This window comes from Vibrio sp. 1249-1 (assembly GCF_033340495.1).
In genome coordinates this window covers 1-605 of record NZ_JAWOWJ010000791.1, presented here as the reverse complement: position 1 = coordinate 605, position 605 = coordinate 1, and the positions used below count along the sequence as shown (strand labels likewise).

Sequence of the window (605 nt, the reverse complement as noted above, 5' to 3'; positions counted from 1 at the left end):
CACCCCAACCAGCTGATTGGGTAGCGGGAGGAGCGGGGCGTACAGCCTCGGGTGGAAATCGGCGGTTTGATCGCTAACGGCAGCAAGAACTCGATTTTTATTGGCATCGGCGTTAACGAACGCGAGTTCGATATGAAAGGGCCGTTTTTGGACGTGCGTGATGGGCAGACGCTTTCCAACATTCATGCCTCTCGCTACGACGCTTCTGAGCCAGAAGTGATGCTTGGAGTGGATCTTGCCAATAATCTGAGCGTCAACGTGGGAGATTGGATTACCTTACTTGCTACTACGACAGATGGCGCTTTGAACGCTTACGACTTTAAAGTTCGCGGTATCTACTCAACTGGCGTTCCTGAGCTGGATAAACGCCAACTTTACGTACACATCAACAGTGCTCAGTCTCTGCTGGGGTCGGACAAAGTCAGTGCGCTGTCAGTATTTCTGTTCGACACCAGCTTAACCAACAAGGTTGAACAGCAAGTCGCGACGATTCTAAACAAACAAAAACCGAGCTTTGGCGATCAAGAGGTTGAAATTACGCCTTGGCAAGTGCGTGCGTTCTTCTATCTAAAAGTGAAAGATTTGTACGACCGTATCTTCGGCAT

The 605-nt window shown here is 49.8% G+C and carries 1 protein-coding gene; it reads left to right on the top strand.

Annotated elements, in window-relative coordinates; translation table 11 throughout:
• Positions 1–51 precede the first annotated feature (51 nt).
• On the top strand, positions 52–605 hold a 554-nt coding region (locus R7Z50_RS28940), incomplete at its 3' end, for an ABC transporter permease (RefSeq protein ID WP_411979535.1).